This window comes from Rhodococcus sp. RD6.2 (assembly GCF_001040705.1).
In the GTDB taxonomy this organism is placed as follows: domain Bacteria; phylum Actinomycetota; class Actinomycetes; order Mycobacteriales; family Mycobacteriaceae; genus Rhodococcus_G.
Genome location: NZ_CVQP01000005.1, coordinates 345,820 through 371,453, shown reverse-complemented (window position 1 = coordinate 371,453; position 25,634 = coordinate 345,820). Strand labels below are relative to the sequence as shown.

The following is a 25,634-nucleotide window of genomic DNA, read 5'->3' as shown; positions in this document are numbered from 1 at the left end:
CGACCATAAACGAGACGAAACGTCTCGTTCCAGAACTGGAGGAGCGTGTATGCCGAGAACCTGGTTCGTCACCGGCGCCAATCGCGGGCTGGGCCGCGCGTTCACCGTGGCGGCCCTTGCCGCCGGCGACACCGTCGTCGCGACTGCCCGCGACCCGCACGCCATGGGCGATCTCGCCGACGAGCGACTCACGGTACTGCCACTGGACGTGCGCGACCGGGAAGGCGTGTTCGCCACGGTCGCCAAGGCCTTCGAGGTCACCGGCCGCGTCGACGTGCTCGTCAACAATGCGGGCTATGGTCTTGTCGGCGCGCTCGAGGAGCTGACCGAAGATCGGATCCGCGATCAGATGGACACCAATTTCTATGGTGTCCTGTGGGTTTCGCAAGCCGCGCTTCCCCACCTGCGGGCGCAGGGTTCCGGTCACATCGTGCAGATCTCGACGGTCGGTGCGGTCGGCTCCCTCCCACTGTTCAGCATGTACAACGCGAGCAAATGGGCGATGGAGGGCTTCAGTGCCTCGCTCGCCGACGAAGTACGCCCCTTCGGAATCAAGGTCACCCTCGCCCAGATGGGCGGATTCGACACCGACTGGGCCAAGTCGAGCATGAAGTTCGCCGACGGCATCTCGGCGTACTCGCCCGTCCGCGAGGCCGTTCTCGGCATGCGGGACTACCCGGACGTGTCGGCCTCGCCGTCGACCGAAACCTCGACCGAGCCCGCGGAGCGGGCCGCCGAGAACGAATGGGCGGAACCTGCACCGGAAGTCGCCGCCGCCGGCCTATTGCAGCTGGTGAACGACCCGAACCCACCGCTGCGCAGAATCATCGGTCCGGGCGCGCACGAGATGGTCGCGATGGCCCTCGAATCCCGCCGTCGGGACTACGTCACCGACCCCGAGTTCACCTGGCCCGCCGGATCGGCCGGCTCATAGGCGATCGGTACCGGACAATCAGGAGCGGTCTCGCTTTCGGATCTCAGGAGGAATTTTGACGCGTGAACTTGTCTACACGGGCTTCATGTCGCTGGACGGAGTCGTGGACTCGCCGGGCGGCAAGGAGGAGGGGCACCGCAGCGGAGGCTGGGTCATGGATGCCGAGTTCGTACCCGAGGCCTTCTCGCTCAAGGGCGAAGAACTCGCGGACACGACCGCGCTGATGTTCGGCCGGCGCAGCTACGAGGCGTTCGCCCCGATCTGGCGCGACTCCGCCGATCACGCCGCATACAAGGATCTCCCCAAGTACGTGGTGTCGGCCAGCCTCACCGACGATGCCGTGACCGACGGCTGGGGTCCGATCACGATCCTGCGGTCCGTCGACGACATCGCCGCCCTGAAGCAGACCGAGGGTGGCGCCATCTTCATCCACGGCAGCGCCGAGCTGGCCCGGAGTCTGTCGGATGCCGATCTGATCGACCGGTACAACCTGCTGGTGTTCCCGGTGGTGTTGGGTGAGGGCAAGAGTCTGTTCAGCCGGACCGACCGGGACAAGCAGCAGCTGCGCCTGCGAGATTCGGCGACCTACTCCAACGGAGTGGCCAAGCTCGTCTACGACGTCGTGCGCTGAGCAGATCGAACGCACCAACCACACCGACTCGGCCCACGTGGAACGGGCGTGGGGGTCGGCAGCACCGCGGCAGATCAGGCGTGTCCGATCTTTCGCGGTGCTGCCGCATTCGCCTGTGGCCACGGGATACGGCGGGTCAGCCGCGCGGTCGCTGATCGAGGCCGAGGGGGCTGCGCCCGCGGACCCGATGGTCGGGTCGTGGCTCAACGAGCTTCGGACTTGGGCGCCGGCACCGAACTGTGCGGATCTTCGTCGGCACTCAGCGGCCGAACAGGCTGCGGAGAAAGCCACCCGACGGGGGTCGTTCGCAGGTGCAGCGCTTGTCGGCGGGGACGTGCCGCATCACGTCGTCGACGTGTTGTCCGCATCCGGTCCAGGTGGTCTTGCCGCAGCGGGAGCAGGGGGTGGGCTGGCACATTGCAGTGTCCTTTCGAGGTCAACAGCGACCAATAATACCCCCTGGGGTATCAACCTCGCGGCTGGGTGCCTGCGCGACTGGCAGGATCGACGAGGTGAGCACCGCGAACCTGACCCGTGACGAGACCGCAGCACGCGCCGCGTCCGTCACCGTCCGCTCCTACCGCGTCGAACTCGATCTGACGTCCGCGCCCGACCATTCCGAACCCGGTTTCTCCACAGTCACCACCGTGGAGTTCGACGCGTCCGCCCCCGTGACGTGGCTGGACTTCCTCGGCGCATCCGTCGAGTCGGTCACCGTCAACGGCGAACCGGTCGACGCCCCGTACGACGGCGCCCGCATCACCCTGCGCGGCCTCGCCGCGTCCAACACCGTCGTCGTCCGCGCCACCGGGCTCTACAGCCGTTCGGGCGAGGGCCTGCACCGCTTCCTCGACCCGGTCGACGAGCAGACCTACCTGTACACGCAGTACGAGCCGTCCGACGCCCGCCGCGTCTTCGCGTGTTTCGAGCAGCCGAACATGAAGGCGCCCTTCACGTTCGTCGTCACCGCTCCCGCGGGGTGGGAAGTGGTGTCGAACCAGGCGGCCGTCACCCGCGAGGAGCAAGACGATCGCCAGGTGGTCGAGTTCGCGCCGACGCTGCCGATCTCCACCTACATCACCGCGATCGTCGCCGGCCCCTACCATCGCGTCGACTCGACCTGGAGTCGCGACGACCTCACCGTCCCGCTCGGCGTCCTGTGCCGCGGATCGCTCGCGCAGTACCTCGACGCCGACACCATCCTCGAGGTGACGCGTCAGGGACTCGACTTCTTCGCCGAGAACTTTCAATTCCCCTACCCCTGGGGAAAATACGACCAGGTGTTCGTTCCCGAGTACAACCTCGGCGCGATGGAAAACCCCGGCTGCGTCACCTTCACCGAGGCCTACGTGTTCCGGGGCGCCGCCACCGACGCCCAATACGAGGGACGTGCCAACACGATCCTGCACGAGATGGCACACATGTGGTTCGGCGACCTCGTGACCATGCAGTGGTGGGACGACCTGTGGCTCAAGGAGTCGTTCGCCGACTACATGGGCGCCCTCGCCAGTGCCGAGGCCACCGAGTGGACGGATGCCTGGGTGGCGTTCGCGAACCGACGCAAGGCGTGGGCGTACTCGCAGGACCAGTTGCCGACGACCCATCCGATCGTCGCGGACATCGTCGACCTCGAAGCCGCAAAACTGAACTTCGACGGCATCACGTATGCCAAGGGCGCCAGCGTGCTCAAGCAGCTCGTCGCGTACGTGGGACGGGACGCCTTCTTCGAAGGAGCACGCCGCTACTTCCGCGAACACGCCTACGGCAACACCACTCTCGCCGATCTGCTGAGCGAACTGTCCGCGACATCGGGGCGTGACCTCGACGCCTGGGCGCAGGCGTGGCTGCAGACCACGGGTATGTCGACCCTGACTCTCGAACGTCGCGGCAAGCGGTTCGAGGTGGTCCAGACCGACCCCCGGCCGCACACCCTCGGCATCGGGCTCTACGACTTCGACGAGTCCGGTTCGCTGGTGCTCACCGAGCGCCTCGACATCGACATCTCACGCCCGCGCACCCCCGTCGAATTGAAGGAGACGCCGCTGGTGCTCCTCAACGACGGCGACCTCACCTACGCGAAGGTCCGGCTCGGGGGGTTCTCCGTCCGGACGGTCGAGGCCTCGCTTGACCGGATCGTCGACCCGCTGGCCCGCGGTTTGGTGTGGTCGGCGTTGTGGAACGCCACCCGCGACGGGGAACTCGACCCGCGCCGCTACCTGGAGGTGGCGCGCCGGTTCGCCCCGACCGAACCCAACACGGCCCTGCTGACCGCGGCGACCACGAATGCGGCCTTCGCGATCGGACACTACTTGCGCAACGATGATCGGGACCGGTGGCGCGGTGAGTGGCTCGAAACCTGCTGGGCCACACTGTGGGCCGCGGAACCCGGTTCGGGTTCCCAGTTGGTGTGGGCGCGGGCGACGGCGTCCGCCGCGACACTCGACGAGCGTCGAGCAGGCGACATCCGTGCCCTCCTCGACGGCGCCACCGCGGCGCCGGACGGACTGTCCCTCGACCCCGACCTGCGCTGGCTGCTGTGGACGGCGCTCGCCGCGACCGGTCACGCCGACACCGCCGACCTCGACGCCGAGCTCACCCGCGACGACACCGCGTCCGGGCGCACCGCGCACCTGCGTGCGCTCGCCGCCCGTCCGGATGCCGAGGTGAAGGCGCGGGCATGGGAGTCGGCGCTCACCGACTCCTCCCTGTCCAACGACCACCTCGACGCCACCATCGGCGGTTTCCGCGCGGGGGATCGGCGTGACCTGATCGCCCGCTACGACACCTCGTACTTCGCGGCCCTGACCGGCGTCTGGGCGCAGCGCAGCATCGAGATCGCCCGCCGTCTCGTCGTCGGACTGTTCCCGGCGAAGGACTCCACCGAGGCCGTGGACAAGTGGCTCGACGCGAACGAGAACGCCCCCGCGGCGTTGCGTCGCCTCGTGGTCGAACAGCGCGACCACCTGGCACGGGACCTGAGGGTGCGTTCCCGCGCCAGGTGACTGCCGACTAGCCGACGTTGTCGAGGGCGAGGTGGTCGGTCCAGATCTGCCCAGCCCTGGGTAGTTCCGCGTGACCGCCCCGCACCTCGGGATTCCACAACCGGGCCGCGGCCAGGCCGCGGTTGGGTGTCAGGTCCACGTGGTCGACCTCGACGACGACGGCCAGCTCCGGCTGCGCGAGCCCGGCGGCGAGCCGGGCCCGCAGGTCGGGGTCGTCGGTGATCGACGCGCGGCCCCGGACGTGCAGAACCCGGTCGTCGCCCGCGACCAGCGCCAGCAGCGACACCTCGGGGTGCTGCAACAGGTTTCGCAGGGTGTCCGTGCGCCGATTCCCCGGGCGGTCCGGGAACGCGAGGACACGGGGGCCGAGCGGCACGGCGAACCCGGCCTCGTCACCCTTCGGGCTGACATCGGTGCCGCCGTCCGCATCGGTGCTGGTGACGGTGAGAAAGCGGGACCGCGTGAGGAACTCACGCACCGCCGGGTCGTCGAGATCGGAGTCGGGCACCGCCGCGGCGGGGGCATCTGCGACGTCGGTGTCGTCCCACAGCCCCGAGCGGGTCACGCACCGCGCGCAGTGCAGGTACGCCTCCTCGACCCGCAGCAGCGTCGCCTCCCCGTCGCGATACAGCCGGCCGTTGACGCGCATCGTCTCCGCGTAGCCCGGGACCAGCGCAACGAGGCCCGCGGGCCCGCCGTCGCCCAGATCGTCGGGGAGCGAGAGCGATTCGACGCGGAGCGTGTTCCGGTCTGCGATCGCCACGACGCCGGGAGGACCGCCGACGACGAGACTGTGTTGTACGCCGTCGCCGCCGTGCACACCGAGCACCGCGAACGGCGAGCGCGCAAAGAAGGACGCGCAATGGTCGTCGAGGAATGGGATCGCCTTCAGCAGCGTGACCGGGGGCCGCTCACCGAGGACGCATTCGAGCTCATCGACGGTGGTGAGGGGAGTCGGGGCCGACTGGTCGTCCACCGTGGGCCTCAGCCGACCGCGGGGACGACCGTCGCCGGGTCGTCATCGGTGGCGGCGGTCAGTGCGGGCAGTGTTGCGTCGAGCAGGTACGGCTGGCTCAGCGGGCTCGAGAAGCCCAGTGCGGCAGGCACGTCGGTGCCGAATTCGCCGAGATAGACGGTGCGGTCCTCCTTGACCACCGGCAGCTGCGCGAACAGCGGATCGGCCAGCAGATCGTCCTTTGTCGCGCCGACGACGATCAGGTTCTGCTGGTTCAGCAGGTCGTACCGCTCGGCGGTGATGGAACCGGTCTGGGTGGGAGAGACGAAGCCGAGTTCGGTGAAGAAGGCGCCCCGGGGGTCCTGCTGCTCGAAGATGTAGAAGCCGTCGGCCATCTTCATCGCCACCGCGGCGGTACGGCCGGCGAACTGGGGGTTCGCGGCGATGGCGGCCTCGAACTCCGCGCGCACGGAGTCGCGGACCTCCGCCGCCTTCTCCTGCTTCCCGATCGCGGTGCCGATCGTCTCGAGCTGGTCCTCCCAGGTGGGGTTGTCGCCGGGGAGGTCGGCGACGGTCGGTGCCAGCTCGGACAGCGACTTGTAGTCCGATTCCTCGAGGACGGAGTAGGTGCCGACGAGCAGGTCCGGGTTGGCCTGCGCGATCTTCTCGAAGTCGAGCTCCATGCCGCCGACCTCTTGAATGTCGGTCGCGTACCCCTGCGCCCACGGGCGCTGCCGGTAGTCGTAGCCGGTGAACGCGCGTGTTCCGACGGGTGTCTCGCCCAGCGCGAGCACGAAGTCGAGGTCGTTGAATCCGACGGTGACGATGCGCTCCGGGCGGGCCTCGATCGTCGTCGATCCGAATTTGTGGTCCACGGTGACGGGGAAGGAGCCGTCCGAGCCGGCCGATGCGTTGTCGGCGTTGTCGGCGCTGCTGCATGCGGCCAGCGTGGCGACACCCACGAGGGTGATGGTGGAGGTGAGGACGGACGCCCAGCGGGGAGATCGCACTGTTCGAGTGCCTTTCTCGGACGGGAACTAAAGTGACCCTAACCTAACAAACTCCATTTCGCGGGTGTGGGAATCGCATCAGGGTCGGCCCGCATGCGCGGGCCGACCCTGATCGTGGTGCGGTGTGTCCGGTCAGGCCGTCACGGTGCGGATGGTTCCGCGCGCAGTCGGACCACCTCGGACCGCAGCTCGGCGACCTCCGGACTGTCCGGTCCGTGGCTGCCCGCGATGCCGGCAGCGAGATCGGCCGTCGCGTCGAGTACGTGATGCGCTCGACGCTTGCCGTTCTTCTGTTGACGGAGGTACTGCCTGCGGTCCTTGCGGGTGCCGGCGAGCGCGGCGACCTCCGCCTCGCCGATCGTCCCCTGCGCGACCTCGGGCGCGAGAAGATCGTGAAGCCAGTGCTTTTCGATGTCGGATGCCCGCCGTGCGACCCAGACGACAAGGACCAGACCCACGATCACAGCGGCGATGGTGAAGGCGAAACCCAGGCCGGAGTTGCCGAGCAGCATCCCCGCGAGTGCGCCTGCCGAGTCCCAGACGAAGTGCAGGAACATCGACGCTGCCATGAGCGCCGTCCCGAGTACTCGGTTGCGCTGAGCCCGGGGCCTGCCGAGGAACCACACCAAACCGGCGCAGAAGATGGCGGAGAACAGGGTGTGGGAGACGATGCCGAACACGCCGCGGAACGCGATGATCTTGACCGCTTGCCCGATCTGGTCGGTCCCGAAGGTGTGGACGGCGCTCTGGGCGGCGTACAGCATGTCCTCGGCGACCTGGAACCCGAGGCCGGCGAACGCGCCGATCACGAATCCGTCGTACGGGCTGCGTACCAACCGGGACCCCAACCCGATGAGCAGGACCAACGCCGTCGCCTTGGCGATCTCCTCGGTGAACGGTGCGGTCAGCCCGGCACCCCAGGCCATCGCCCAATCGTGGCCGAACAGCTTCGCGTACAGCGGGAGCATGGCGTTGTTGGCGTTGTAGGCCATCCAGAAGGTGGCGGCGACGGCGCCCCAGACGAATCCCACCGCAACGAATTTGGCAGGCAGGGGGGTGTAGCGGTCGTGGTGGTGCAGGAAGATCCACCACGGAATCGCGTAGATCGCGAACCCGACGACACCCACTGCGAGTGCGGTGCCGTAGAGGGCGGCGCTGTGCGTGACGATGGGGATCGCGGTGGCGAGACCGGCGACCAGCCCGACGGCCAGTACCCAGAATGCGGGGTTGCGTGGCTGGAACAGTCGGAACCCGGCACCCCAGCCGGATTCGTCCAGTGCCCGTACCTGCGCGGCGAGGAGGTCGTCGGAGGGGTCGGTGTCGTGACGGACGGTCATCGGGATCCTCCGGCGGTGAGGCTGCGCAGGGTGGCGTCGATGTCGGCCGCGTTCGCGGCGTACTGACCTGCTGCGGTGTTGACGGTGAAGGTGATGGCGCGCGACGACGTCGAATCGTCAGCCGCGGCGGGGGCCGCGTCGGACTCGGCCGACGGCGCCGAGACGACCGTCTCGGGCAGGATGAAGGTTGCGACGAGGCCGTCGCCGTCGGTGGAGGTGAACGGCTCACTGACCCCGACGAGTCCACTGTCGGTGACGAGGGTGCCCCGGCTGCCGGTGACCGTGAATCCGCCGGTGTCGGCGGACAGGTTCGACGTCACCTGATCCATGAGGGCGTTGGCGTCGCCGGTGAACGTGCCGCCGGTGGCGTCGATCTGTGCGCCGCCGCTGGACACCTGCGCACTGCTGTTGGACGTGACACCCGTGATGGGTTCCTCACCGACGCGCACGCCGTCGGTCAGCTGCCAGCCGACCGGGGGTACGAAGCTGACGCCGTCGCCCATGTCGATCGAGTCTCCGGCGACGATCGGGTCGTCCCAGGCGACCGCGTCGTTCACCAGTGGCAGCCCGATACTCCACACCAGGCCGATGCCGAGCACGATGGCCGCGGGCCAGAGCGCGCGGGTGTCGACACCGAACAGTCTGTGTTCCACCGGAACCCGGTGGTGTGGCGAAGCACGCCTGCCGTGTAGCGAACTGTTCATTTCAGGCCCTTTCACGGCGATTTGATCCTTGCTCACCCTAAGGATGCCTCATGACCTGGCCTGGGTGATACGCGACATCCCTATGATTCCGGGCGCATTCGCAGGTCCTGCGTAGGGACGGCGACGATGCGTTTGGCGGATCCCTCGGGCCGATGTCGGCGGTGCGGTCCACAATGGGGCCGTGCCGAACCCAGTCAGACGTGTCGACGTCACCGAACGCCGTGCCCGCCTCGCGCGCAACCATCACCTCGCACCGGGAGCGCAGGCCGAGACGGCGACAGACGCCGCCCGCGGGCTCGTCTGCCTGCACGCGACCGATCCGTCGACGGTGTACATGTCCGCGCGGGCGCGGGTGCCGGGCATGGCGATCGCCGACCTCGACCGCGCCCTGTACGAGGACCGGTCTCTGGTCAAACATCTGTCGATGCGGCGGACGCTGTTCGTGTTCCCCCGTGAGGCGATGCCGTACGCCCAGGCGGGCGGCAGCGCCCGTGTGGCCGAGCGGGAACGCAAACGCCTGATCACCGAGGTGGAGAAGGCCGGACTGTTCACCGACGGTGCGCGCTGGCTCGACGAGGCGGGCGACGCGGTGCTGGCCGCCCTCGACGGCGGTGACCCGACGTCGTACACCGCGTTGCGTGACGCGCTCCCGGTGCTGCAGGGTTCGATGAGCTACGGCGAGGGCAAGAGCTGGGGAGGGCAGGTCTCGATCGGCCCGCGGGTGCTGACGGTGCTGTCCGCCGAAGGTCGCGTCGTGCGCGCCACCAACGACGGCTCCTGGAAGGTGTCGCGAAACCGTTGGGCGACAACGGAGTCGTGGCTCGGTGCTGTGATCGAGCCGATGGCCGAGGTGGACGGCGTCATCTGGCTGGTCGAGCAGTGGTTGCGTTCCTTCGGGCCCGGCACCGAGAACGACCTCAAGTGGTGGCTCGGGTCGACGCTCACCCTGGTGCGAAAAGCACTGTCCGCGTTGGACGTTGTCCAGGTCGATCTCGACGGGGCGGTCGGCTACCTCATGGCCGACGACGCCGAGCCTGTCTCGCCGACCGAACCCTGGGTGGCGCTACTGCCCGCCCTCGACCCCACCACGATGGGCTGGAAGGATCGCGACTGGTACCTCGGCCCCCATCGCGAACCGCTCTTCGACACCGCGGGCAACGCGGGCCCGACCCTGTGGAGCGACGGCCGGATCGTCGGCGGCTGGTGGCAGGACGATGCCGGGGAGGTGGTCACGCACCTGCTGGAGGACGTGGAGTCCGATGTGCGGCAAGCGCTCGACACCGAAGCCGAAGCTCTGAACGAGTGGCTCGGCGGGGAGCGGGTGATGCTCCGGTTCCCGTCGCCGATCTCCAAGCGGTACGCGTGAGGCAGATCAGTCGGTCAGTGAGTCCTTGGCCTTCTGCGCGGCATCGGAGATCTTGTCGCCGGTCTGCTTGAGCCCTCCTGTGGCCTGATCCTTCTTGCCCTCGGCCTCGAGATCCTTGTCGTCGGTGGCCTTTCCCGCGGCTTCTTTCGCGTGCCCGGTGAGCTCTTCGATCTTGTGCTTGGCCTTGTCGATGAAGTCCGACATGGTTACTCCTCGCTTCGTGGTGGGTACGTGGTCCTGTCCTCGAAGACTCTCCCGACCGTACGCCTGGATCCGGATTCGCGCTGTGGGGGTGGTCAGCCGACGGTGACCGACCTGGTGTGCCACCCGGTGGCGCCGTCGGGGATCGGGTCGGCGCGGTCCTCGGTCTGGACCTCCCCGGCCGCATCCGTCGCGCGGACCTGCAGGGTGTGGGTGCCGGGCGACGCCTGCCACTGCCACGTCCACTGGCGCCACGTGTCGATCGAGTACTCGGGCGCGAGGGTCGCGGTTCTCCACGGGCCGTCGTCGACCCGGACCTCGACGCGGGAGATGCCGCGATGCTGCGCCCAGGCCGTGCCCGCGACGGTGACGGTGCCGGCGTCGACCCGCGCGAAGGACGCGGGAACGTCGATGCGCGACGCCGTCTTGATCGGCGCCTGCTCTGCCCATCCGCGCCGCGTCCAGTACGCCTGTGCGCGGTCGAAGCGAGTGATTTCCCAGTCGACCACCCACTTGGTGGCGGACACGTAGCCGTACAGACCGGGGACCACCTGCCGGACGGGGTAGCCGTGCTCGAACGGCAGCGGTTCCCCGTTCATCGTCACCGCGAGGATCGCGTCCCTGCCGTCGAGTAGCGCGGCAAGCGGGGTGCCCGAGGTGAACCCATCGGAACTGGTGGACAGCAGCATGTCTGCGTCCGCGGACACCCCGACCTCGTCCAGGAGATCCCTCATCGGGTAGCCGATCCAGGTGGCATTGCCCGCCAGGTTGCCGCCGACCTCGTTGGAGACACACGTCAACGTGACGGCCCGCTCGATCGGCGTGCGCGCGACGAGATCGTCCCAACGCAAGGTGATTTCGCGGTCGACCATGCCGTGGATCCGCAGGCACCACTCGTCGGTGGTGAGCTTCGGGACCTGCAGCGCGGTGTCGATGCGGTAGAAGACGTCGTTGGGAGTGGCGAACGTCGTCGCGCCTGCCACTCCGACGTCGGCACCGGGCGGGATGGTGGGTGCGCGGTCGGCGGCGGCGACGGTGGGCAGGACGAATCCCATCCGATTCCGCACCGCGTCCGCGACCGTCTCGGCGAGGTGCCTGCCTACCGCTCCCGCTGCCACCGCGACCGCGGCGGCGGTGCCCGCGAGAACGAGGAAACGTCGGCGAGACATGCCTTCGCCCGCGGTTCCCGCATCGCCGATGGCCCGAAAACGCCTGGTCAGTACCCGCAGAACCACGATTCCCGCGGTGACACCGACGATCGTGGGGATGGCGTATGCCGCGCTCGCACCGGGACGGCTGGTGGCCGCGTACACCCCGACGACACCGAGCGCCAGCAGGATCGCGCTTCCGTAGGGGCGGTGCGTCCGCTCGACCAGACCCGCGATCGCGGAGAGCACCACGATCAGGATGCTCATGCCTGCGAACAGTGCGGGCTTGTCGTTGGTGCCGAAGGTGTCGATCGCGAATTCCCTCGCCCACGAAGGACTCCGGTCGACCGTCGTGGACCCTACCGCGAAGAATGGTGATGCGGACGTGTCGATCACCGCCGCGACCAGTTCGCCGACCCCGAGCGTCACGGCCGCGGCGAGAACTCCTGACAGTGCGCGTGCCGGGAGTGCCCAGCGGGCGTCCTCGTCGTGCTCGGCCATGCCCTCACGCCTTTCCCGTCGACTGCGCGTTGTCGAACGGTGGGGGTTCGATGCGACGCGCGGATCGGATGGGTCGAAAACTACTCCGTATTCGCACCCATCCGTGCCGCCGCCGGCTCCGAAGCACTGGTGACATCCGGTAGCCGGCCACAGGTCGGACCCGACCTCGAGACCCGAGAAGGTGGAACCGAAGATGAAGACGAACCGCACCGCAGCAGCCGTGAGCCTCGCCGCCGTGGCGCTCCTCGGACTGTCCGCGTGTTCCTCGGACGGAGACGACACGTCCGATTCCACGACGCCGCAGGCGACGACGTCGATGCCGTCCACGGGGGCGATGACCTCGGGCATGGCCGCCCCGGCATCCGACCTGGTGGGACCGGGATGCGCGGCCTACGCCGAGCAGGTCCCGACCGGCGCCGGATCGGTGGAGGGAATGGCGGAGGAGCCCGTCGCCGTCGCGGCATCCAACAATCCGATGCTGACCACCCTCACTCAGGCCGTGTCAGGGCAGCTGAACCCCGATGTGAATCTGGTCGACACCCTCAACGGAGGCGAGTTCACGGTCTTCGCCCCGGTCGACGCCGCTTTCGCGAAGGTCGACCCCGCGACCATCGAGTCGCTGAAGACGGACTCGGCCACCCTGACGTCGATCCTCACGTACCACGTGGTGCCCGGTCGGCTCAGCCCGTCGGAGGTTGACGGCACCCACACCACCGCCCAGGGCGCGACACTGACGGTCACCGGGTCGGGTGACGACCTGAAGGTGGACGACGCGGCCGTGATCTGCGGTGGTGTGAACACCGCCAACGCGACCGTCTATCTCATCGACGGTGTTCTGATGCCGCCCGCCCAGTAGGACCGGTAACTCCAGTTCTCCGTCGCCGACGGTCTCGAGGCGCCCTCGCACTGCCGAGTCCGCCGACGGCGGGGGTGGCGACCCGGGAGGCCCGTACCCCGACACGGCCTCCCGGGTTCGTCGCTACGCATGGCTAATGACCCCGCCCCCCCATGTTCTTGTGCTGTAGGTCACAATGGTGCGCGAACGCCGGAACTTGAGGAGCAATTCATGTTGAGCACCATGCAAGACGCACCCCTGTCCATCGCCCAGTTGCTGCGCCACGGCAGCACGGTTCACGGCGGCGCGGAGGTCGTCACCTGGACTGATGCCGGACCACGGCGGCGCAGCTACGCCGAGGTCGGACGTCGGTGTGCTGCGCTCGCGCACGCACTGCGCGGACTCGGAGTGACTGGAGACGAGCGTGTCGCCACCTTCATGTGGAACAACGCCGAGCACCTCGAGGCGTACCTGGCGGTGCCGTCGATGGGCGCCGTGCTGCACACCCTCAACATCCGCCTGTTCCCGGAGCAGTTGGTCCATGTGGCCAACCACGCCGAGGATCACGTGATCATCGTCGACCCGACGCTCATCCCGCTGCTTGCGCCACAGTTGCCGCAGCTGACCACCGTCAAGCACGTGATCGTGACCGGAGACTCGACCGCCGGACTCGAGGTCCCCGAGGGCGTGCAGGTGCACACCTACGAGGGCCTCATCGCGGAGCAGCCCACCGACTTCGACTGGCCCGAGGTGGACGAGCGGTCTGCCGCCGCGATGTGCTACACCTCCGGCACCACGGGTGACCCGAAAGGTGTTGTCTACTCCCATCGTTCGATCTACATGCATTCCATGCAGGTCTGCATGACGGACGGGCCTGCGCTCAAGCAGGGCGACCGCGCACTCGCCGTGGTGCCGCAGTTCCACGCCATGTCGTGGGGACTGCCGTACGCGGCGTTCATGATCGGCGCGTCGCTGATCATGCCGGACCGGTTCCTGCAGCCGGCGCCGCTCGCCGAGTTGATCGCCGCCGAGCGCCCGACGTTCGCGGCCGCCGTGCCGACGATCTGGCTCGGCCTGCACCAGTACCTCGAGCAGCACCCGCAGGACATCTCCTTCATGAAGGAGGTCCTCATCGGTGGCTCCGCGGTGCCGCCGTCGCTGATGCACACCTTCGCGAACGAGCACGCCGTCCAGGTCCTGCACGCGTGGGGAATGACGGAAACGTCTCCGCTCGGCTCCGTTGCCCGTCCCCCGGCGGGCGCCGAGGGCGACGACCAGTGGCGTTACCGCTACACGCAGGGCCGCTTCCCGGCGTCCGTGCAGGCACGTCTCGTCGACGACGCGGGCGAGGTCGTCCCCAACGACGGCACCAGCATCGGCGAACTTGAGGTCCGCGGTCCGTGGATCACCGGCTCCTACTACGGCGTCGACGCCGCCGACAAGTTCGACAACGGATGGCTGCGCACCGGCGACGTTGGATCCATCTCGCCCGACGGCTACCTCACGCTGACCGACCGCACCAAGGACATCATCAAGTCCGGCGGCGAATGGATCTCCTCGGTCGATCTGGAGAACGCGGTCATGGGTCACCCGGACGTCCTCGAAGCGGCCGTCATCGGCGTTCCGGACGAGAAGTGGGACGAGCGGCCCCTCGTCGCCGTCGTGCTGCGCGAGGGATCGGATGCCACCGTCGACTCGCTGCGGGAGTTCCTGTCCGACAAGGTCGCTAAGTGGCAGCTGCCCGAGAACTGGACCGTGATCGGCGAGGTTCCGAAGACCAGCGTCGGCAAGTTCGACAAGAAGCGGCTGCGGTCGCAGTACCAGGACGGCGGACTCGACGTCACCCGGATCTGACCGCTCGACGCCTGCCGCGCCTCACCGGGCACGGCAGGCGTCGCCGGTAGCATCCCCGCCGTGAGCGATCATCCGGCCCTGCGCGTCCTCGTCTACAGCGACGACACCCTCACGCGTAGGAAGGTTGTCTCCGCGCTCGGCACCCGGCCCCACCCCGACCTCCCCGAGATCGAGTGCGTCGAGGTCGCCACTGCACCTGTGGTGGTGCGGCACCTCGACGAGGGTGGTGTCGATCTGGCGATCCTCGACGGCGAAGCGACCCCCGCGGGCGGCATGGGGCTCGCGAAGCAGCTCACTGACGAGATCGACAACTGCCCGCCGATCGTCGTCCTGACCGGTCGTGCCGACGATGCCTGGCTCGCGAAGTGGTCGCGGGCGTCCGCCGCCGTTCCGCATCCGATCGACCCGATTCAGCTCACTCAGGAAGTCGTGGCGCTGCTGCGCGCGGCGCGCGGCTGACCCTTCTCGCCAGCACGTCTCCAGCCACGACCCGACCCGGGAGTGTCGTGGCTCACACGTGTGCCTGGCCGGGGGTATGTTCGGCTCCAGGAGCGGACGTGCCCGGAGCAGGTCTGCCGATCATTTCCGCTCCCGCGGTTGCAGGACAGCTCAGTGCATGCGTCGGACCAGGGAGCAGGTCATGAGGCGGATCGAGCAGGACGGACGGCAGGGTCGGCGGGACGCCGACCGGTGCCTCGCTGCTGCCGGTTCGCCCGCAGCCCGGTGCACCCTCCCGTCCGGAGGGGAGAGCGGTGAACGTCTACATTCCGATTCTCGTGCTCGGGGCGATCGCGGTCCTGTTCGCGGTGTTCTCCGTTCTGGTGGCATCCGTCGTCGGGCCGCGCCGCCTCAACCGCGCGAAACTGCAGGCGTACGAGTGCGGCATCGAGCCGACGTCGCAACCGGATCGGCACGGCAGCGGGATCGGTGGCGCGAGTGGGCAGCGCATCCCGGTGAAGTACTACCTGACGGCGATGCTGTTCATCATCTTCGACATCGAGATCGTCTTCCTGTACCCGTGGGCGGTTCACTTCGACGCGCTCGGTGCCTTCGGCCTCGCCGCGATGGCGCTGTTCATCTTCAACGTGTCGGTCGCATACGCCTACGAGTGGCGCCGGGGTGGTCTCACCTGGGACTGACCTCGAGCATCGAATCATTCGGCAGCACTGGAAGATCGGGTCGATCGGGGAGCTGAGGGCGAATCATGGGTCTCGAAGAGAAGTTGCCGAGCGGCTTCCTGCTGACGACGGTCGAGGGAATCGCCGGCTACGCCCGCAAGGGGTCGCTGTGGCCCGCGACGTTCGGCCTCGCCTGCTGCGCCATCGAGATGATGGCCACCACTTCCGGCCGGTACGACCTCGCCCGGTTCGGAATGGAAGCGTTCCGCGCGTCGCCGCGACAGGCCGACCTGATGATCGTCGCCGGTCGCGTCAGTCAGAAGATGGGCCCGGTTCTCCGCCAGGTGTACGACCAGATGGTCGAGCCGAAATGGGTTCTCGCGATGGGTGTCTGCGCATCGTCGGGCGGAATGTTCAACAACTACGCGATCGTGCAGGGAGTCGACCACCTGGTGCCGGTCGACATCTACCTTCCGGGCTGTCCGCCACGTCCCGAGATGCTTCTGAACGCGATCATCGCGCTGCACGAGAAGATCCAGCAGATGCCCCTGGGAGTGAACAGGGACGAGGCGGTGCGGGCGGCCGAGAAGGCCGCGCTGGCCGCGACGCCGACCATCGAGATGCGGGGGTTGCTGCGATGACATCGGATGAACCCACCGGAGATGTCGGCCGGGTCGACGCGGAAGCCACGGCAGGGCCCGAAGGGTGCAGGCCGCCGGACGAGCGCGGGGTCGCGGACGTGATCGACGTGCGGCACGGCATGTTCGGGGTCCGGGGGACCGGAGACACCTCGGGCTACGGTCGACTGGAGCGCCCGGTCATGTTGCCGCCGAGCAGTTCCCGTCCGCTCGGCGGATGGTTCGACGCGGTCGCCGACGAACTCGCCGCGGCCCTCGACGCGGCGGGTGTACCTCCGGATGACGCGATCGAGAAGCTCGTCGTGTTCCGCGACGAGCTGACCGTTCACGTGCGGGCGCCCTTCCTGCCCGCCGTGGCCCGGGCGCTGCGGGACGAACCGGCGCTGCGCTTCGAACTGTGTCTCGGGGTCAACGGCGTGCACTACCCGCAGGACACCGGCCGTGAGTTGCACGCGGTGTACCCGCTGATGTCGATCACCCACAACCGCCGGATACGGCTCGAGGTGTCGGTGCCCGATGCGAACCCGTACGTGCCGTCGCTGTATGCGGTGTATCCCACCAACGACTGGCACGAGCGCGAGACGTACGACTTCTTCGGAATCGTGTTCGACGGGCATCCGGCGTTGACGCGAATCGAGATGCCCGACGACTGGAACGGGCATCCGCAGCGCAAGGACTACCCACTCGGAGGCGTCCCCGTCGAGTACCGGGGCGCACAGATTCCGCCACCGGACGAGCGGAGGGCCTACAACTGATGAACTCTGCACAGGGCGACACCACCGAAGCCGTCTACAGCGCGGGCGGGCAAGACTGGGACGAGATCGTCAGCGCGGCTGCGGAATCGGGCGACGAGCGGATCGTCGTCAACATGGGTCCGCAGCACCCGTCGACGCACGGGGTGCTGCGGCTGATCCTGGAGATAGAGGGCGAGACCGTCACCGAGGCGCGATGCGGCATCGGCTACCTGCACACCGGTATCGAGAAGAACCTCGAGTACCGCAACTGGACGCAGGGCGTGACGTTCGTGACGCGGATGGACTACCTGTCGCCGTTCTTCAACGAGACCGCATACTGCCTCGGTGTCGAGAAGCTGCTCGGCATCACCGACCTGATTCCCCAGCGCGCCACCGTGATCCGCGTCCTGCTCATGGAGCTGAACCGCATCTCCTCCCACCTGGTTGCGCTCGCGACCGGCGGGATGGAGCTCGGGGCCGTCACCGCGATGCTGTTCGGGTTCAGGGAACGCGAACTGATCCTGGACGTGTTCGAGAAGATGACCGGCCTCCGGATGAACCACGCCTTCATCAGGCCGGGCGGTCTGGCGAAGGACGTTTCGCCCGAGGCGCTCGCCGCCGCCCGGGAACTGCTCACCGTGCTGCCGGGCCGGCTCCGCGACATGGAGCTGATGCTGAACGAGAACCCGATCTGGAAGGCCCGCACCGAGGGCGTCGGGTTCCTCGATCTGACGGGATGCATGGCACTCGGCATCACCGGGCCGATCCTGCGGGCGACCGGACTGCCCCACGACCTGCGTCGCGCCGAACCGTACTGCGGATACGAGACGTACGAGTTCGACGTCGTCACCGAGTCCGGCAACGACTGTTACGGGCGCTACCTGATCCGGGTCCGCGAGATGCGGGAGTCGCTGAAGATCGTCGAACAGTGCCTGGACCGGCTGCGCCCCGGGCCGGTGATGATCGACGATCGGAAGATCGCGTGGCCCGCGGACCTGAAGCTCGGTGAGGATGGGCTCGGTAACTCGCCCGAGCACGTCGAACACATCATGGGCACGTCGATGGAAGCGCTGATCCACCACTTCAAACTCGTCACCGAGGGTTTTCGCGTCCCCGCGGGACAGGTGTACGTGGCGGTCGAGTCGCCCCGTGGAGAACTGGGCGTGCACATGGTCAGCGACGGCGGCAGCAGACCGTATCGGGTGCACTACCGCGACCCGTCGTTCACGAACCTGCAGGCGGTGTCCGTGATGTGCGAGGGCGGCATGGTCGCGGACGTCATCGCATCGGTCGCGAGCATCGACCCCGTGATGGGAGGGGTGGACCGGTGACGTCCTACTCAGGGGAGATCCTGACGCGCCTCGAGCTGGACGCGAAGGAGATCCTGGCCCGCTACCCGCAGCCTCGGTCGGCCCTGCTGCCGCTGCTGCACCTGGTCCAATCCGAGGAAGGGTGCGTGACTGCGGCCGGTGTCGAATTCTGCGCCCGCCAACTCGATCTCACTGCCGCGGAGGTGTCCGCGGTCGCGACGTTCTACTCTATGTACCGTCGCACCCCCACCGGCGACTACCTGGTCGGAGTGTGCACGAACGCCCTCTGCGCCGTGATGGGTGGTGACGCGATCCTGAGCCGTCTGCGCGACGAACTCGGCATCGAGCCCGGACACACGACTCCCGACGGTGCCGTCACCCTCGAACACGTCGAGTGCAACGCCGCGTGTGACTACGCGCCGGTGGTGATGGTGAACTGGGAGTTCTTCGACAACCAGACCCCGGACACGGCGACCGAACTGGTGACGACGCTGCGCGCGGGCGGCACCCCGATCCCCGTGCGAGGCGCGCCGCCGTGCACGTTCCGGGAGACCGAACGCATCCTCGCCGGGTTCGCCGATCCGCGTTCCGGCGCCGTCGACGCGGGAGCGCCCGGCGACGCCACTCTCGCCGGGCTGCGGGTCGCGCGCGAGCGGGGACTGACCGCGCCCGGGAACCCGACCGAGCGGACGGGAGACCTGCCATGACGCTGACGCCGGTGCTGAGCCGCTACTGGGACGAGCCGCGATCGTGGTCCCTGGACACCTACGAACGGCACGACGGCTACCGGGGACTGAAGATCGCGCTCGCGATGTCACCCGACGGCGTCATCGACATCGTCAAGGCATCCGGACTGCGCGGCCGCGGGGGCGCGGGATTTCCCACCGGCACGAAATGGTCGTTCATTCCCCAGGATTCGCCGGAGTCGCAGGGTCCGGGCACACCGCACTATCTCGTGGTGAACGCCGACGAATCCGAACCGGGCACCTGCAAGGACATGCCGCTGATGCTCGCGACGCCGCACGCGCTCGTCGAGGGTGTCGTGATCGCCGCTTACGCGATCCGGGCGCACCACGCGTTCATCTACGTTCGCGGCGAGGTGGTGCCGGTGCTCCGCCGACTGCAGAACGCGGTCGCGGAGGCTTACGAGGCGGGCTACCTGGGGCGGGACATTCTCGGCAGCGGATACGACCTCGACGTCGTCGTCCATGCGGGCGCGGGCGCGTACATCTGTGGCGAGGAGACCGCGCTGCTCGACTCGTTGGAGGGGCGGCGCGGACAGCCCCGGCTTCGGCCGCCGTTCCCCGCCGTCGCCGGCCTCTACGCGAGCCCGACGGTCGTCAACAACGTCGAGTCCATCGCAAGCGTGCCGCCGATCCTCGTCAACGGACCCGACTGGTTCCGCTCGATGGGCAGCGAGAAGTCGCCCGGCTTCACGCTGTACTCGCTGTCCGGACACGTCACGAGTCCGGGGCAGTACGAAGCGCCACTGGGCATCTCGTTGCGGGAGCTCCTCGACTACGCGGGCGGGATCCGTGCCGGGCATCAGCTCAAGTTCTGGACGCCAGGTGGATCGTCGACGCCGATCTTCACCGAGGAACACCTCGACGTTCCACTGGACTACGAGGGTGTCGCCGTCGCCGGATCGATGCTCGGCACCAAGGCATTGCAGATCTTCGACGAGACGACCTGCGTCGTGCGGGCCGTGCTGCGATGGACGCAGTTCTACGCGCACGAGTCGTGCGGCAAGTGCACGCCGTGCCGGGAGGGCACCTACTGGCTGGTTCAGGTGATGGAACGGCTCGAGGCCGGGGAGGGAACGCCCGCCGACCTGGAGACGCTGCTCGACATCGCCGACGGCATCGCGGGGAAGTCGTTCTGCGCCCTCGGTGACGCCGCCGCCAGCCCGATCACTTCCTCGCTCAAGTACTTCCGCGGGGAGTATCTCGCGCACTTCGATCACGGCGGCTGTCCCTTCGATCCGGCGCGGGCCGCACTGACTTCGGGGGCGGCGGCGCAATGACACTGCAGGAGAACGTGTCCGCGCCCGCCGACCTGGTCACGGTGACGATCGACGGAGCCGACGTCTCGGTTCCGAAGGGCACCCTCGTCATCCGTGCCGCCGAGCTGGTCGGCATCCAGATCCCCCGGTTCTGCGACCATCCGCTGCTCGACCCGGTCGGCGCGTGCAGACAGTGCCTCGTCGAGGTGTGGCTGCCCGGGCGCGAACCCGGCGCACCCGCCGCGCGGCTGCCGAAGCCGATGGCGTCGTGCACCACGACCGTCTCCGAGGGGATGATCGTGCACACCCAGCTCACCTCCCCGGAGGCGGACAAGGCGCAGCGCGGTGTGATGGAGATGCTGTTGATCAACCATCCGCTCGACTGCCCGGTGTGCGACAAGGGCGGCGAGTGTCCCCTGCAGAACCAGGCGATGTCCAACGGCCGCAGCGAGTCTCGCTTCGACGGCGTCAAACGTACGTATCCGAAGCCGATTCCGCTGTCGACGGAGGTGCTGCTCGACCGTGAGCGCTGCGTGCTGTGCGCGCGGTGCACCCGCTTCTCCGAGCAGGTGGCGGGCGACCCGTTCATCGACCTGCTCGAGCGCGGCGCGTTGCAGCAGGTCGGGATCGGGGAGGGGGAGCCGTTCGAGTCGTATTTCTCCGGCAACACCGTGCAGATCTGTCCCGTCGGCGCGCTGACCGGTGCCGCCTACCGGTTCCGCGCCCGCCCGTTCGACCTGGTGTCCAGTCCCAGTGTGTGCGAGCACTGTGCGTCCGGCTGCGCGCAGCGCACCGACCATCGCCGGGGGACCGTGCTGCGGCGCCTCGCAGGCGACGACCCCGAGGTCAACGAGGAATGGAACTGCGACAAGGGACGGTGGGCATTCACCTACGCCACCGCCGACGACCGCCTGACGTCCCCGCTGGTGCGCGGGTCGAGTGGCCAACTGGAACCCGCGTCGTGGTCGGCGGCGCTCGTGGTCGCGGCGCGCGGACTGCGGGACGCCGAAAGAGCCGGTGTCCTCACCGGAGGTCGCCTCACCGTCGAGGACGCCTACGCCTACGCGAAGTTCGCGCGGGTCACGCTCGGCACCAACGACATCGACTTCCGGGGCCGCCCACACTCTGCGGAGGAGACCGCGTTCCTCGCCGCCCGGGTCGCGGGACGACGGATGGACGTCACCTACGCCGACATCGATCGCGCGCCCGCGGTACTGCTGGTGAACCTCGAACCGGAGGAGGAGTCGCCGATCGTCTTCCTGCGGCTACGCAAGGCGGTGCGCAGGAACGGACTCACGGTGCACTCTGTCGCGGCGTACGCGAGCCGCGGACTTGGCAAGCTGTCCGGACGTCTGGTGCAGGCGGGCCCGGGCGGTGAGCCCGCAGCGCTGCGGGCGTTGTCGGCCGACGACACCCTCCGCCAGTCGGGGGCGCTGATCCTGGTAGGCGAACGGGCCGCAGCGATCCCCGGAACACTGACCGCGGCGTGTGAACTCGCCGACGCCACGGGCGCTCGTCTCGCCTGGATCCCGCGACGAGCCGGTGACCGAGGTGCCGTCGAAGCGGGCGCACTGCCGACCCTGCTGCCGGGCGGTCACCCCGTCACGATTGCGGACGCCAGGAGCCGGGTCGGTGCCCGGTGGAAGGCCGACCTGCCTGCTGCCCCGGGCCGCGGCACCGACGGCATCCTCGCCGCGGCACGAAGCGGAACCCTCGGTGCCCTGCTGATCGCCGGTGTCGAACTCGACGATCTTCCCGACCCGGCTGCGGCGCGGGAGGCGGTGCGTTCCGCGGGGTTCGTGGTGTCGCTGGAACTGCGTCGCAGCGACGTCACCGACCTCGCCGACGTCGTGTTCCCGGTGGCGCCGGTCGGGGAGAAGACTGGCACCTTCGTCGACTGGGAGGGCCGCGACCGGCCGTTCGAGTCGGCGCTGGCAGGCACCGGCGCGATGCCGGACCTTCGAGTGCTGCACGCACTCTCGGCCGAGATGGGTGAACCCATCGACCTCCCGGACGCCGCCACGGCCCGAGCTGAACTCGCTGTCGTCGGGCACTGGGACGGCGACCCGGCGAGCGATCCCGCGACCGCCGCGGCCGAACCCCGCAGTCCCGGTCCCGGCCAGGCGATCCTCGCCGGGTGGCGGATGCTGCTCGACGCCGGGCGTATGCAGGACGGCGAACCGCACCTCGCGGGCACGGCACACCGGCCGGTCGCGCGGATCTCGGCGGGCACGGCGGCCGAGATCGGCTGCCAGGACGGCGGTGCACTCGTCGTGAGCACCGACCACGGAGCCGTGACGCTCCCCGTCGTGGTCACCGATCTGCCCGAGCGGGTGGTGTGGTTGCCGCTGAACTCGCCCGGCAGCGCCGTGCACCGCGACCTCGGGGTCACGGTCGGCGCACTGGTGCGCATCAGACCCGGCCGCGCGGCCGAAGGCGAGGAGAGATGAGCGCCGACCTCGTCCTCGCCGCGGGTGCCGACCTGTCCGCGTTCGGCCGGGACCCCTGGTGGCTGGTGATTGCGAAAGCGGTGGCGATCTTCGCTTTCCTGATCGTGACGCCATTGCTGGCGCTGCTCGCCGAACGCAAGGTCATGGCGTGGATGCAGATGCGGGTCGGCCCCAACCGCGTCGGGCCCCGCGGCACGCTGCAGTCCCTCGCCGACGGCATCAAACTCGCGCTCAAGGAGGGCATCGTCCCGGCCGGGGTCGACAAACCGGTCTACCTCCTCGCGCCGATCATCTCGATCGTCCCTGCGATCATGGCGTTCGCCGTCATCCCGTTCGGCCCGGAGGTGTCCGTCTTCGGGCATCGCACCCCGCTGCAGCTCACCGATCTCCAGGTCGCCGTCCTGTACGTCCTCGCCGTCACCTCCGTCGGCGTCTACGGCATCGTCCTCGCCGGATGGGCATCCGGATCGACCTACCCGCTGCTCGGCGGCCTGCGGTCCACCGCACAGGTCATCTCGTACGAGGTGGCAATGGGCCTGTCGTTCGCGGCCGTGTTCCTCGACGCGGGCACCATGAGCACCTCCGGGATCGTCGACTCCCAGGTCGGCACCTGGTACGTCTTCCTGCTGCTGCCGTCGTTCCTGATCTACGTGACCTCGATGGTCGGCGAGACCAACCGGGCGCCGTTCGACCTGCCCGAGGCGGAGGGCGAACTCGTCGGCGGATTCCACACCGAGTACTCGTCGCTCCGGTTCGCGATGTTCATGCTCGCCGAGTACATCAACATGGTCACCGTCTCGGCGCTCGCGACGACCCTGTTCCTCGGTGGCTGGCACGCGCCGTGGCCCATCAGCATCTGGGACGGCGCCAACAGCGGATGGTGGCCGGTGCTGTGGTTCGTCGCGAAGGTGTGGGCGTTCCTGTTCGTCTTCATCTGGTTGCGCGCCACACTGCCGCGACTGCGCTACGACCAGTTCATGAACCTCGGCTGGAAGGTGCTCATCCCGGCGTCGCTGGTGTGGGTGATGCTGGTCGCCACCGCGAAGGCGCTGCGGATCGAAGGACACGATGCGCGGGCCGTCACCCTCGTCGTCGCCGGGGTGATGGTGGCTCTGGCGCTGTTCGCGCTGCTGTGGAACCTGCTGAGGCGCAGGAGAACCGATGAGACGGAGATTGCGCCGCCGGAGGAGCAACCGTTCGATCCGATGGCAGGCGGGTTCCCCGTCCCGCCGATGCCGGGACAAAAACTGCCCACGTTCGATCGGGTGTCCGGAGGTTCGTCATGACCAGATTCCTCGATGCCATCTCCGGGTTCGGCGTCACCTTCTCGACGATGTTCAAGAAGCCGAACACCGAGATGTACCCGGAGGAACGCCCGCCGACCGCGCCCGGATACCACGGGCGTCACCAGCTCAACCGCTACGCCGACGGTCTGGAGAAGTGCATCGGCTGCGAACTGTGCGCGTGGGCCTGCCCCGCCGACGCGATCTACGTCGAGGGCGCCGACAACACCGAGGGCGAACGCTTTTCACCCGGAGAGCGATACGGGCGCGTCTACCAGATCAACTACCTCCGCTGCATCGGCTGCGGACTGTGCGTCGAAGCCTGCCCGACCCGAGCGCTCACCATGACCGACAGCTACGACGAACTCGTCGACGACAACCGCGCCGACCTCATCTTCGGCAAGGACCGCCTCCTCGCCCCGCTCGAACCCGGAATGACCGCGCCACCGCACGACATGGCACCCGGCGCCACCGACGAGGACTACTACCGGAACAACGTCACCGGTGACGGCCCGACAGGGGAGACGTCGTGAACGCCCTTCTGCTCGCGGAGCCGCTCACTCGCACGAGTACCGCCGAAGCCGTGCAGTTCTGGATTCTCGGCACGCTCTGCGTCATCGGAGCACTCGGGGTCGTGTGCGCCACCAAGGCCGTGTACTCGGCGATCTTCCTGGCGATGACGATGATCCTGCTCGCGTTCTTCTACATCGCGCAGGACGCCCTGTTCCTGGGGGTCGTGCAGATCGTCGTGTACACCGGCGCGGTCATGATGCTGTTCCTGTTCGTACTGATGCTCATCGGCGTCGACTCGTCCGACTCACTCGTCGAAACCCTCCGAGGGCAACGAGTTGCCGCCGTCGCGGCAGGCGTCGGATTCGGGGTCCTTCTCATCGCGGGAATCGGCAGTGTCACGGTGACGGCCTTCGTCGACCTGCCCGACGCCAACAGCGGGCCCGGGCCGGACGGCACACTCGGCAACGTGCCCGCCCTCGCGGAGCTGATCTTCCTGCGCTACGTGTGGGCGTTCGAACTGACGGGCGCGCTCCTGATCGTCGCGACCCTGGGAGCGATGGTCCTCGCGCACCGCGAACGCCTCGAACCGAAACCCGACCAGAAGGCCATGTCGCTGAAACGGTTCCGGGACGGCGGCCAGGTCACACCGCTGCCGACGCCCGGCGTCTACGCCCGCCACAACGCCGTGGACATGGCAGCACGTCTGCCCGACGGGTCGCCCGCCCCGCAATCGGTCAGCAGCATCCTGACGCCGCGCGACGACAGCAGTGACGATCGGCCGCACCGCGGCGGTGAAAAGGGGGAGAGGTGAATCCGGAGAACTACCTGTACCTGTCGGCACTGCTGTTCACCATCGGTGCAGCTGGTGTGCTGTTGCGGCGCAACGCGATCGTGGTGTTCATGTGCATCGAACTGATGCTCAACGCGACGAACCTCGCGTTCGTCACCTTCGCCCGCATGCACGGGAACCTGCACGGTCACGTCTTCGCGTTCTTCACGATGGTGGTCGCTGCCGCCGAGGTCGTCGTCGGCCTCGCGATCATCATGGCCATCTTCCGCACCCGTCGATCCGCATCGGTCGACGCCGCCAACCTCCTGAAGTTCTGAC

At 68.3% G+C, this 25,634-nt stretch carries 25 protein-coding genes; 18 read left to right on the top strand and 7 right to left on the bottom strand.

The window, feature by feature from the left end; translation table 11 throughout:
• The first annotated feature begins 49 nt into the window (after positions 1–49).
• Both RHCRD62_RS08235 and RHCRD62_RS08230 read left to right on the top strand, forming a co-directional pair.
• On the top strand, positions 50–934 hold the full coding sequence (locus tag RHCRD62_RS08235) for an SDR family NAD(P)-dependent oxidoreductase (RefSeq protein WP_050064195.1): 885 nt from the start codon (positions 50–52) through the stop codon (positions 932–934).
• Between the two features lie 55 nt (positions 935–989).
• Positions 990–1,565 (top strand): dihydrofolate reductase family protein, encoded by a 576-nt coding sequence (locus RHCRD62_RS08230; RefSeq protein WP_084734143.1) that lies wholly within the window; start codon positions 990–992, stop codon positions 1,563–1,565.
• A gap of 259 nt (positions 1,566–1,824) precedes the next feature.
• Here RHCRD62_RS08230 and RHCRD62_RS26065 read toward each other — a convergent pair whose 3' ends face one another.
• The gene (locus tag RHCRD62_RS26065) at positions 1,825–1,983 is read right to left on the bottom strand and encodes a hypothetical protein (RefSeq protein WP_172671027.1); all 159 of its coding nucleotides are present in this window, start codon (positions 1,981–1,983) and stop codon (positions 1,825–1,827) included.
• A gap of 94 nt (positions 1,984–2,077) precedes the next feature.
• On the opposite strand from RHCRD62_RS26065, the gene pepN reads away from it, so the two are divergent.
• Positions 2,078–4,567, top strand: a complete 2,490-nt coding sequence (gene pepN, locus RHCRD62_RS08225) for an aminopeptidase N (RefSeq protein WP_050064193.1) — start codon at positions 2,078–2,080, stop codon at positions 4,565–4,567.
• A gap of 7 nt (positions 4,568–4,574) precedes the next feature.
• Here pepN and RHCRD62_RS08220 read toward each other — a convergent pair whose 3' ends face one another.
• From RHCRD62_RS08220 to RHCRD62_RS08205, 4 genes are all read right to left on the bottom strand, one after another.
• Positions 4,575–5,543, bottom strand: a complete 969-nt coding sequence (locus RHCRD62_RS08220) for a pyridoxamine 5'-phosphate oxidase family protein (RefSeq protein WP_050064192.1) — start codon at positions 5,541–5,543, stop codon at positions 4,575–4,577.
• Between the two features lie 8 nt (positions 5,544–5,551).
• A complete protein-coding gene (locus tag RHCRD62_RS08215; protein ID WP_050064191.1) occupies positions 5,552–6,532 on the bottom strand; it encodes an ABC transporter substrate-binding protein in 981 nt (326 codons plus the stop codon).
• Positions 6,533–6,672: 140 nt separating this feature from the next.
• Positions 6,673–7,869, bottom strand: coding sequence for a PrsW family intramembrane metalloprotease (locus RHCRD62_RS08210; protein WP_050064190.1), 1,197 nt, complete (start codon positions 7,867–7,869; stop codon positions 6,673–6,675).
• Positions 7,866–8,522: a hypothetical protein gene (locus tag RHCRD62_RS08205; protein WP_050064189.1), complete on the bottom strand. Its 657-nt coding sequence runs from the start codon at positions 8,520–8,522 to the stop codon at positions 7,866–7,868. Before RHCRD62_RS08205 ends, RHCRD62_RS08210 begins: the two co-directional genes overlap by 4 nt.
• A 232-nt stretch (positions 8,523–8,754) precedes the next feature.
• Between RHCRD62_RS08205 and RHCRD62_RS08200 the strand changes: the two genes are divergently transcribed.
• Positions 8,755–9,939, top strand: coding sequence for a winged helix DNA-binding domain-containing protein (locus RHCRD62_RS08200; protein WP_050064188.1), 1,185 nt, complete (start codon positions 8,755–8,757; stop codon positions 9,937–9,939).
• 6 nt (positions 9,940–9,945) lie between these two features.
• Here RHCRD62_RS08200 and RHCRD62_RS08195 read toward each other — a convergent pair whose 3' ends face one another.
• Positions 9,946–10,143: a CsbD family protein gene (locus RHCRD62_RS08195; protein ID WP_050064187.1), complete on the bottom strand. Its 198-nt coding sequence runs from the start codon at positions 10,141–10,143 to the stop codon at positions 9,946–9,948.
• 92 nt (positions 10,144–10,235) lie between these two features.
• The gene (locus tag RHCRD62_RS08190) at positions 10,236–11,789 is read right to left on the bottom strand and encodes a molybdopterin-dependent oxidoreductase (RefSeq protein WP_050064186.1); all 1,554 of its coding nucleotides are present in this window, start codon (positions 11,787–11,789) and stop codon (positions 10,236–10,238) included.
• A gap of 193 nt (positions 11,790–11,982) precedes the next feature.
• Between RHCRD62_RS08190 and RHCRD62_RS08185 the strand changes: the two genes are divergently transcribed.
• From RHCRD62_RS08185 to nuoK, 14 genes are all read left to right on the top strand, one after another.
• Positions 11,983–12,645, top strand: coding sequence for a fasciclin domain-containing protein (locus tag RHCRD62_RS08185; RefSeq protein ID WP_050064538.1), 663 nt, complete (start codon positions 11,983–11,985; stop codon positions 12,643–12,645).
• 210 nt (positions 12,646–12,855) lie between these two features.
• Entirely contained in the window at positions 12,856–14,478 is a 1,623-nt protein-coding gene (locus RHCRD62_RS08180; protein WP_050064185.1) for a long-chain fatty acid--CoA ligase, read from the top strand.
• A 60-nt stretch (positions 14,479–14,538) separates the two neighbouring features.
• Positions 14,539–14,937 (top strand): Rv3143 family two-component system response regulator, encoded by a 399-nt coding sequence (locus RHCRD62_RS08175; RefSeq protein ID WP_050064184.1) that lies wholly within the window; start codon positions 14,539–14,541, stop codon positions 14,935–14,937.
• A 293-nt stretch (positions 14,938–15,230) separates the two neighbouring features.
• A complete protein-coding gene (locus RHCRD62_RS08170; RefSeq protein ID WP_050064183.1) occupies positions 15,231–15,617 on the top strand; it encodes an NADH-quinone oxidoreductase subunit A in 387 nt (128 codons plus the stop codon).
• Positions 15,618–15,682: 65 nt separating this feature from the next.
• Entirely contained in the window at positions 15,683–16,237 is a 555-nt protein-coding gene (locus tag RHCRD62_RS08165) for a NuoB/complex I 20 kDa subunit family protein (RefSeq protein ID WP_050064182.1), read from the top strand.
• Positions 16,234–16,989 (top strand): NADH-quinone oxidoreductase subunit C, encoded by a 756-nt coding sequence (locus RHCRD62_RS08160; protein ID WP_050064181.1) that lies wholly within the window; start codon positions 16,234–16,236, stop codon positions 16,987–16,989. Before RHCRD62_RS08165 ends, RHCRD62_RS08160 begins: the two co-directional genes overlap by 4 nt.
• Positions 16,989–18,299, top strand: coding sequence for an NADH dehydrogenase (quinone) subunit D (gene nuoD, locus RHCRD62_RS08155; protein ID WP_050064180.1), 1,311 nt, complete (start codon positions 16,989–16,991; stop codon positions 18,297–18,299). The genes RHCRD62_RS08160 and nuoD overlap by 1 nt, the downstream gene beginning before the upstream one ends.
• On the top strand, positions 18,296–18,985 hold the full coding sequence (gene nuoE, locus RHCRD62_RS08150) for an NADH-quinone oxidoreductase subunit NuoE (RefSeq protein WP_367379636.1): 690 nt from the start codon (positions 18,296–18,298) through the stop codon (positions 18,983–18,985). Before nuoD ends, nuoE begins: the two co-directional genes overlap by 4 nt.
• The gene (gene nuoF, locus RHCRD62_RS08145) at positions 18,982–20,301 is read left to right on the top strand and encodes an NADH-quinone oxidoreductase subunit NuoF (protein ID WP_050064179.1); all 1,320 of its coding nucleotides are present in this window, start codon (positions 18,982–18,984) and stop codon (positions 20,299–20,301) included. The genes nuoE and nuoF overlap by 4 nt, the downstream gene beginning before the upstream one ends.
• Positions 20,298–22,730, top strand: a complete 2,433-nt coding sequence (locus RHCRD62_RS08140; RefSeq protein ID WP_050064178.1) for an NADH-quinone oxidoreductase subunit G — start codon at positions 20,298–20,300, stop codon at positions 22,728–22,730. Before nuoF ends, RHCRD62_RS08140 begins: the two co-directional genes overlap by 4 nt.
• On the top strand, positions 22,727–24,016 hold the full coding sequence (gene nuoH, locus RHCRD62_RS08135; protein WP_050064177.1) for an NADH-quinone oxidoreductase subunit NuoH: 1,290 nt from the start codon (positions 22,727–22,729) through the stop codon (positions 24,014–24,016). The genes RHCRD62_RS08140 and nuoH overlap by 4 nt, the downstream gene beginning before the upstream one ends.
• On the top strand, positions 24,013–24,546 hold the full coding sequence (nuoI, locus tag RHCRD62_RS08130; protein ID WP_050064176.1) for an NADH-quinone oxidoreductase subunit NuoI: 534 nt from the start codon (positions 24,013–24,015) through the stop codon (positions 24,544–24,546). The genes nuoH and nuoI overlap by 4 nt, the downstream gene beginning before the upstream one ends.
• Positions 24,543–25,337 (top strand): NADH-quinone oxidoreductase subunit J, encoded by a 795-nt coding sequence (locus RHCRD62_RS08125; RefSeq protein WP_050064175.1) that lies wholly within the window; start codon positions 24,543–24,545, stop codon positions 25,335–25,337. Before nuoI ends, RHCRD62_RS08125 begins: the two co-directional genes overlap by 4 nt.
• Positions 25,334–25,633, top strand: coding sequence for an NADH-quinone oxidoreductase subunit NuoK (gene nuoK, locus RHCRD62_RS08120; protein WP_050064174.1), 300 nt, complete (start codon positions 25,334–25,336; stop codon positions 25,631–25,633). Before RHCRD62_RS08125 ends, nuoK begins: the two co-directional genes overlap by 4 nt.
• The last annotated feature ends 1 nt before the right edge of the window (position 25,634 follow it).

Excerpts from the sequence above, each read along its gene's own strand:
- RHCRD62_RS08235 (WP_050064195.1), top strand. The coding sequence starts at position 50 with ATGCCGAGAACCTGGTTCGTCACCGGCGCCAATCGCGGGCTGGGCCGC.
- RHCRD62_RS26065 (WP_172671027.1), bottom strand. The coding sequence starts at position 1,983 with ATGTGCCAGCCCACCCCCTGCTCCCGCTGCGGCAAGACCACCTGGACC.
- RHCRD62_RS08210 (WP_050064190.1), bottom strand. The coding sequence starts at position 7,869 with ATGACCGTCCGTCACGACACCGACCCCTCCGACGACCTCCTCGCCGCG.
- RHCRD62_RS08195 (WP_050064187.1), bottom strand. The coding sequence starts at position 10,143 with ATGTCGGACTTCATCGACAAGGCCAAGCACAAGATCGAAGAGCTCACC.
- RHCRD62_RS08190 (WP_050064186.1), bottom strand. The coding sequence starts at position 11,789 with ATGGCCGAGCACGACGAGGACGCCCGCTGGGCACTCCCGGCACGCGCA.
- RHCRD62_RS08185 (WP_050064538.1), top strand. The coding sequence starts at position 11,983 with ATGAAGACGAACCGCACCGCAGCAGCCGTGAGCCTCGCCGCCGTGGCG.
- RHCRD62_RS08180 (WP_050064185.1), top strand. The coding sequence starts at position 12,856 with ATGTTGAGCACCATGCAAGACGCACCCCTGTCCATCGCCCAGTTGCTG.
- RHCRD62_RS08165 (WP_050064182.1), top strand. The coding sequence starts at position 15,683 with ATGGGTCTCGAAGAGAAGTTGCCGAGCGGCTTCCTGCTGACGACGGTC.
- RHCRD62_RS08160 (WP_050064181.1), top strand. The coding sequence starts at position 16,234 with ATGACATCGGATGAACCCACCGGAGATGTCGGCCGGGTCGACGCGGAA.
- nuoD (WP_050064180.1), top strand. The coding sequence starts at position 16,989 with ATGAACTCTGCACAGGGCGACACCACCGAAGCCGTCTACAGCGCGGGC.
- nuoF (WP_050064179.1), top strand. The coding sequence starts at position 18,982 with ATGACGCTGACGCCGGTGCTGAGCCGCTACTGGGACGAGCCGCGATCG.
- RHCRD62_RS08140 (WP_050064178.1), top strand. The coding sequence starts at position 20,298 with ATGACACTGCAGGAGAACGTGTCCGCGCCCGCCGACCTGGTCACGGTG.
- nuoH (WP_050064177.1), top strand. The coding sequence starts at position 22,727 with ATGAGCGCCGACCTCGTCCTCGCCGCGGGTGCCGACCTGTCCGCGTTC.
- nuoI (WP_050064176.1), top strand. The coding sequence starts at position 24,013 with ATGACCAGATTCCTCGATGCCATCTCCGGGTTCGGCGTCACCTTCTCG.